The organism is uncultured Nostoc sp., from assembly GCF_964245445.1.
In the GTDB taxonomy this organism is placed as follows: Bacteria; Cyanobacteriota; Cyanobacteriia; order Cyanobacteriales; family Nostocaceae; genus Nostoc.
The window spans coordinates 1-6529 of the sequence record NZ_CAXTNE010000358.1 but is presented as its reverse complement, the minus strand read 5'-3'; the positions used below and the strand labels follow the sequence as shown (position 1 = coordinate 6529).

The 6529-nt window shown below is 40.4% G+C and carries 8 protein-coding genes and 1 pseudogene; all 9 read left to right on the top strand.

The features are described 5' to 3' along the window. Positions 1 to 703, top strand: a pseudogene (locus tag ACFE90_RS34595) (ribosome assembly protein 4); the annotation flags it as partial. A gap of 191 nt (positions 704 to 894) precedes the next feature. Next, positions 895 to 1170, top strand: coding sequence for a hypothetical protein (locus ACFE90_RS34590; protein WP_335082532.1), 276 nt, complete (start codon positions 895 to 897; stop codon positions 1168 to 1170). 44 nt (positions 1171 to 1214) lie between these two features. Further along, positions 1215 to 1958: an alpha/beta fold hydrolase gene (locus tag ACFE90_RS34585; RefSeq protein ID WP_375506796.1), complete on the top strand. Its 744-nt coding sequence runs from the start codon at positions 1215 to 1217 to the stop codon at positions 1956 to 1958. A gap of 113 nt (positions 1959 to 2071) precedes the next feature. Next, positions 2072 to 2317 carry a DUF433 domain-containing protein gene (locus ACFE90_RS34580; RefSeq protein ID WP_375506795.1) on the top strand — a complete coding sequence of 82 codons (246 nt, stop codon included), beginning with the start codon at positions 2072 to 2074 and terminating at the stop codon, positions 2315 to 2317. Beyond that, positions 2317 to 2673 (top strand): DUF5615 family PIN-like protein, encoded by a 357-nt coding sequence (locus tag ACFE90_RS34575; protein WP_375506794.1) that lies wholly within the window; start codon positions 2317 to 2319, stop codon positions 2671 to 2673. Before ACFE90_RS34580 ends, ACFE90_RS34575 begins: the two co-directional genes overlap by 1 nt. Positions 2674 to 2995: 322 nt before the next feature. Next, entirely contained in the window at positions 2996 to 4855 is a 1860-nt protein-coding gene (locus tag ACFE90_RS34570) for a Mu transposase C-terminal domain-containing protein (protein WP_375506793.1), read from the top strand. Positions 4856 to 4858: 3 nt separating this feature from the next. Beyond that, on the top strand, positions 4859 to 5713 hold the full coding sequence (locus ACFE90_RS34565; RefSeq protein ID WP_375506792.1) for an AAA family ATPase: 855 nt from the start codon (positions 4859 to 4861) through the stop codon (positions 5711 to 5713). Further along, the gene (locus ACFE90_RS34560) at positions 5667 to 6221 is read left to right on the top strand and encodes a hypothetical protein (protein WP_375506791.1); all 555 of its coding nucleotides are present in this window, start codon (positions 5667 to 5669) and stop codon (positions 6219 to 6221) included. Before ACFE90_RS34565 ends, ACFE90_RS34560 begins: the two co-directional genes overlap by 47 nt. A 44-nt stretch (positions 6222 to 6265) precedes the next feature. After that, positions 6266 to 6529 (top strand): hypothetical protein (locus ACFE90_RS34555; protein ID WP_375506790.1); only part of this gene is annotated, 264 nt, incomplete at its 3' end.

Below are 6529 nucleotides of genomic sequence, written 5' to 3'. Positions count from 1 at the left end.
TGACAAGACGATAATTATATGGAATTTGGATTTAAATAAGTTAGTCAAAGATGGTTGTGGCTTGCTCAACAATTATTTGGTTGTCCATCCTGAAGTGCTGCAAGAACTAACGGAATGCCAAACTCCGCCTCGCCTGTTGCAAGCCGCTACAGTATTAGTCATCCAAGGTGAGAAGCTAGCGCGAAATGAAGACGTTGATAATGCTATTACCAAATTCCGCAAAGCACAGCAGTGGGATGCTAATTTAAAATTTGATCTCAAGGTAAAAGCACAAAAGTTTGTCAACAAAGGCAAGGCTGAACACTCAGTTGATGAAGGAAACAGCCGCTTACAAGAGAAAAAGTTTAATGAAGCGCTAGCAGCTTATACCGCAGCTCTCAAGTTTGATCCAAAAGTCGAAATTCCTACAAGTTCTTGGAATACAATATGCTGGGACGGGAGTCTGCAAAAACAAGCTACCGATGTTTTACCAGCCTGTGATAAAGCCGTTGCACTTGCACCTGAAGATGGCAGAATTCGTGATAGTCGTGGCTTGGCTAGGGCGCTGATAGGCGACACTCAAGGGGCGATCGAGGACTTTGAGGCATACATCGCCCAGACTGATGATAAAAATAGTAAAGCACAACGGCAACGCTGGGTGAAAGATTTACGAGCGGCGAAGAATCCGTTTACAGAAGCAGAGCTTAAGAAATTACAGAATTAGTGAGACATTGTGCAAAAAAATGAAGTTATCTCACTTTTGCAAAAATATGTCTATGATCTCTCTCCAAACCTCTCCCCTAAGAGGGGAGAGGCTTTGAGTCTTACTCCCCAACGCTAGTAGGGAAGGGGTTGGGGGTTAGGTCTCTATTGAACTCAACCCAGAAGCGCTATAGATAATCACAAGGTGGAAGAATGCTATATAGCGATTTTAGTCTCGCTAAGGTGAAAAAGAGTTTTGACTTAACACTCGATGAAACTCGTAATTTATTTGCTCATACAAAACCTGTTACACCATCAAAAACTCTCAAAACGATTTTAATAGATTACATTCCTTTAGCAACTGCGATCTTCACCAAAAAAGCTAGGTCAGAGTTTTTAATTGCACCAATTCTTGCAGAGGTCAGACGATTATTAAATAATAAAATCTCCCTGGTTTCTAGAAATGAATTTAATTTTGTTGAAAAATAATATAAATTAGGAAACTCGTCCACCATTACCACTATTCAATTAATATGAGTCTATATTGTCTAGTTCACGGTGCTTTCCAAGCCACTTGGTGTTGGGATTTGCTAATTCCCTACTTAGAAGCACAGGGTCACAAAACTGTAGCAATGGATTTGCCAATTGAAAATGCATCTGCTACTTTGTCCGAATTTGCAGATGTAGTAATTCAAGCACTGCCAAAAACTGATGATGATATTGTCCTAGTCGGTCACTCAATGGCTGGTACTATAATTCCTCTGGTTGCAGAAGCGGTAAAAGTGCGTCAACTAGTGTTTGTGGCTGCGCTACTTCCATATCCTGGAGTTAGTACACTCGACCAATTTTCTCATCGTCTTGATTCTGATACGCTCAAATCATTCAATTACCAGCCAAAAGACTCAAGTAAACTCGAACAGTTTCACGATGAACCTGATATATATGAACCAGCTTCCGTAGGCAAAGATTATTCAGACGAAGCAGTATTAAGGGATTTTTTCTTTCATGATTGTCAACCAGATGTAACACAGTGGGCAATCTCGGAAAGTCGTTCGCAACAATCTATGGCATATATATTTGAAACCAATCCTCTAAAAGCTTTGCCAAAGGTTGAGCGTAAATATATTGTTTGTACCAATGACCGAATATTGTCTCCTACATGGTCACGCTACGCCGCACGCAAGCGCTTAGGAGTCGATGCCATTGAGCTACCTGCTGGACATTGCCCACACCTGTCTCGTCCTGAACTTCTCGCTTCAGTATTAACTAGTGATTAATTGTTTGAGCAATTTAAAATCTTTTGTCCAAGTGGCATGTCTGAATGGTGCGTTGGCGCAGCTCGCTATAGGCATCGCTCATAATAGATGAAGCCCGATAAAGGTAAACTGGTATGGATTGGAGAACTTATATTTATTCAGACCCGAAAATTCTCCTTGGAAAGCCTATCGTCAAAGGAACGCGGCTATCTGTAGAATTCATATTGGGCTTGTTTGCCGAAGGTTGGACAGAACAGCAAGTTACAGAAAGCTATCCAACTCTTAGCGCTCCTGCAATCCAAGCTGTGTTCGCGTTTGCCGCGGAGTGTCTCAAAGAGGATGTATTCTACACACCATTGCTGTCTACTGAGGCCAGGTAATGCGGTTTCTGGCGAATGAGAATTTCCCATTGCCCAGTGTGCGGCTGCTACGGCAAGCGGGTTATGATGTTGCTTCGGTGACAGAGGATTCTCCAGGCATTGAAGATACAGAGGTTTTAACTCGTGCCGCTAATGAACAACGGGTAATTTTAACGTTTGATCGCGACTACGGCGAACTCATCTATCGCTTAAGATTACCATCACCAACTGGTGTGATTTATTTGCGGTTTCGCCCCCATACTCCAGAGGAGCCAGCCACACTATTGTTAAATTTACTAGAGATAGAAGGATTGCAATTTGAGGAGCGGTTCACGGTATTAGAGCGAGATCAGATTCGCCAGCGTCCTCTGCCGTAGTTTAGGAATACCACAAATTCAAAAAGGCTAGAAACTGCATCTAAGCTGTTTCTAGCCTTAATTTATGTACATTCGCAGATTAAATGTCGGTGTTCGCAAATAACGACATCATCTTCTTGAATTGCTGAAACCTTTACTGTAAAAACTTTTCAGTTGATTTTGTTACTTAAAAGACAAGATTACTTAATTCGCATATTTAATGTCGAAAAACCATTTTTTGCAAATTTATGTCGTTTTACTAAATTTTACGAATTGCAAATTAAATGTCGTATTTTATAAATCAATGGTACATTAATACTATTAATCAGTTCTTTTCACTTCTATGGCAGACCAAGAATTTGGATTAACTGGAGAATCGACGGAAGTTACAGAAGCTATTTGCCTCAGTGACAGTAATTTCGCAGTCGATCCATCGTTGATTATTTTGAAAACAACGGATAATAATAAACTCAGATTTAATTTAATTCAATGGCTTACTGAATCGCCAAATCGCCAGATTAAGTCTCAAAGAAAGCAGGCAGTAGCAGATACTCTCCGTGTTTCTATTCGGCAGGTGGAGCGTCTTCTTAAAGAATACGATAAAGAAAGGTTACAAGAGACAGCAGGAGTATCACGCTCAGATAAAGGCCAACATCGAATCTCCGAATACTGGCAAGAGTTTATTAAGGATATTTATAAAAAGAGTGTTAAAGAGAAACATCCAATGTCTCCTACACAGGTTTTTAGCGAAGTAGAGCGACAAGCGATTGTTGTTCTTGGGCTGAAACAAGGAGATTATCCTCACAAAGCTACTGTATATAGAATTTTAAATCCGTTAATCGAGGAAGAAAGACGGAAGGAAAAAGTTAGAAATCCGGGTTCAGGATCTTGGTTGGGAGTGGAAACACGAGATGGGAAGCTACTAAAAGCGAATTTTAGTAACCAAATTATTCAATGTGATCACACACGGGTGGATCTTCGGATAGTTGATATTCTTCTTATCCTGCTACCGGAGCGACCTTGGTTAACCACAGTTGTAGATACTTACTCAACCTGTGTTCTAGGTTATCACTTATGGGTAAAACAGCCAGGTTCTGCTGAGGTGGCTGTAGCCTTAAGACACGCTATCTTACCCAAACAGTATCCTCCTAACTACCAACTTAGTAAAACTTGGGATGTATATGGGACTCCGTTACAATATTTTTTTACTGATGGGGGAAAAGATTTTCGCTCAAAACATCTGAAAGCCATTGGCAAGAAATTAGGATTTCAGTGCGAATTGCGCGATTGTCCACCTCAAGGTGGTATTGTAGAGCGGCTTTTCAAGACTATTAATACTCAAGTTCTTCAAGGGTTACCTGGCTATACGGGATCAAATGTTCAGGAACGTCCTGAAAATGCAGAGGAAGAAGCCTGTTTAACCATACAGGAGTTAGATAAAATTTTAGCTAGTTTCTTTTGTGACATTTATAACCACGAGCCTTATCCCAAAGATCCTCGTGAAACGAGATTTGAACGCTGGTTGAGGGGTATGGGAGATAAATTGCCTGAACCTTTGGATGAGCGAGAATTAGATATTTGCTTGATGAAGGAAGCTCAAAGAGTCGTTCAAGCTCATGGCTCTATCCAGTTCGAGAATCTGGTTTATCGAGGAGAATCACTCAGGGCATATAAAGGTGAATATGTGACGCTAAGATATGACCCAGACCATATACTGACATTATATGTTTACAGTTGTGATGCAAATGATGACTTGGGAAATTTCTTGGGCTACGCTCATGCAATAAATATGGATAGCCAAGACCTGAGTTTAGAAGAATTGAAAAGCCTTAATAAGGTGCGAAGCAATGCTCGTAAAGAGCATTTTAATTATGATGCATTATTAGCATTAGGTAGGAGAAAAGAGATTGTTGAAGAAGCTAAACAGAATAAGAAAGAAAGAGTGCAAGCAGAGCAAAAACGTTTACGTTCTGCTTCAAAGGGAAATTCAAATGTTGTAGAATTAAGAAAAACTAAAACTTCAGCTTTTTCTGTACCACAAGAAAAAGTTGAAATATTGCCAAAACAGATAGAAGAAGATATGAAGCCTCAACAATCAGAATTTCAGACTGAAGAAGATTTATCAAATCAAAGTAATAATAACAAAGAAAAGAGACATAAGTTAATTATCTCTAAGCATCAACATAAAAATAATATTTGGTGACCTATGGCACGAGCGCAACTCGCAATTCAGCCTTCTGTCGCAACTATAGCTCCTCAGCTTGACCTCAATGCTCAACTTGCCAAGATTGCTCAGGTTGAGGAGTTATTTAGAACTGCTTTTATTCCAACTGATCGCGCTTCAGAATACTTCAAATGGTTAGATGAACTAAGGTTAATCAAGCAATGTGGTCGAGTTATCGGCCCACGAGATGTGGGAAAAAGCCGAGCTTCTTTTCAATATCGGCAAGAGGATAGGAAGCAAGTTTCTTATGCCAAAGGTTGGTCGGCGTCGAGTTCCAAACGTCTATTTTCACAAATTTTGAAGGATATTAAGCACGCAGCAATAACAGGTAAGCGAGAGGATTTACGTCCAAGATTGGCTGGTAGCCTTGAGCTATTTGGGATAGAGATGGTCATTATTGACAATGCTGAAAATCTCCAGAGAGAAGCGTTATTAGACCTAAAGCAACTATTTGAAGAATGTAATGTCCCTATTGTTTTAGTTGGAGGTCAGGAGCTAGATGATATTTTATGCGGTGTTGATTTGTTGACTAGCTTTCCCACATTGTATGAGTTTGAACGCTTAGAATACGAAGATTTTAAGAAGACACTCCTGACAATTGAACTTGATATTCTGGATCTGCCAGAAGTATCTAACCTAGCTGAAGGGTCTATATTCGAGCTTTTGGCACAAAATACAGGTGCGCGAATAGGAGTTCTTGTCAAGATACTAACAAAGGCAGTTTTACATTCTTTGAACAACGGCTCTAGCAAACTTGAGCTATCTGTTTTAGAAAAAGTTGCTAATCGGTATGGCAGAAAATACACCCCACCAGAATCGAGCAAAAAAAATAAATGAAGATGATAACGTTCTGTCAAGGTTAGGCTATGTTGAGCCGTATGAAAGCGAAAGCATAAGTCATTATTTGGGACGCTTGCGACGATACAAGGCTAATAGTCTTCCTTGGGCATACTCTTTAGGAAAAATTGCTGGTATTGGCGCTGTGACATCTCGATGGGAGCAGCTTTATTTCAATCCATTTCCCAGCTATGAAGAATTAGAAGCTTTGGGTAAGCTTATTTGCGTGCAGGTTGGCAGGATATATGAAATGTTGCCGTACAAAGGTATAACAATGCAGCCTAGACCAATTCGTTTATGCGGTGCTTGTTATGCAGAGTCTCCTTGTCACCGTATTGAGTGGCAGTATAAGGAGAAAATGAAGTGCGATCGCCACAAGTTGGGTTTATTAACAAAATGTACTAACTGTGGGACGCCATTTCCAATCCCTGCTGATTGGGTGCAAGGGGAGTGTCCACATTGTTTTTTACCATTTGCGACGATGGCGAAACGTCAAAAGAGTTGTTGAAGTTGGCTACTGTAGTTTTTTGAAAACGATACTTTCTCTTGGAAATGTTTACGCGACAGCCTCGCTGTGAATTGGGTTCCTGGGCTAACTATTTTCTATTGTGTCACCCAAAAGTTGTGCGATCGCCCTATCGGTATTTTCCTGTATTAATAATGGCGATCGCTCAAACAATCTTTAGCACCGAACCAAGCAAACATCAGGGACTTCCAAAGAATAAATTATTCCAAGAAAAACAAGAGACAGGATTTTTCAAGAATGATAATCTTTTTTTGGGGGAGAATGGGGGTTGCCGAGGGCAACCCCCTTTC

Excerpts from the sequence above, each read along its gene's own strand:
- ACFE90_RS34565 (WP_375506792.1), top strand. The coding sequence starts at position 4,859 with ATGGCACGAGCGCAACTCGCAATTCAGCCTTCTGTCGCAACTATAGCT.
- ACFE90_RS34560 (WP_375506791.1), top strand. The coding sequence starts at position 5,667 with ATGGCAGAAAATACACCCCACCAGAATCGAGCAAAAAAAATAAATGAA.
- ACFE90_RS34590 (WP_335082532.1), top strand. The coding sequence starts at position 895 with ATGCTATATAGCGATTTTAGTCTCGCTAAGGTGAAAAAGAGTTTTGAC.
- ACFE90_RS34585 (WP_375506796.1), top strand. The coding sequence starts at position 1,215 with ATGAGTCTATATTGTCTAGTTCACGGTGCTTTCCAAGCCACTTGGTGT.
- ACFE90_RS34575 (WP_375506794.1), top strand. The coding sequence starts at position 2,317 with ATGCGGTTTCTGGCGAATGAGAATTTCCCATTGCCCAGTGTGCGGCTG.
- ACFE90_RS34580 (WP_375506795.1), top strand. The coding sequence starts at position 2,072 with ATGGATTGGAGAACTTATATTTATTCAGACCCGAAAATTCTCCTTGGA.
- ACFE90_RS34570 (WP_375506793.1), top strand. The coding sequence starts at position 2,996 with ATGGCAGACCAAGAATTTGGATTAACTGGAGAATCGACGGAAGTTACA.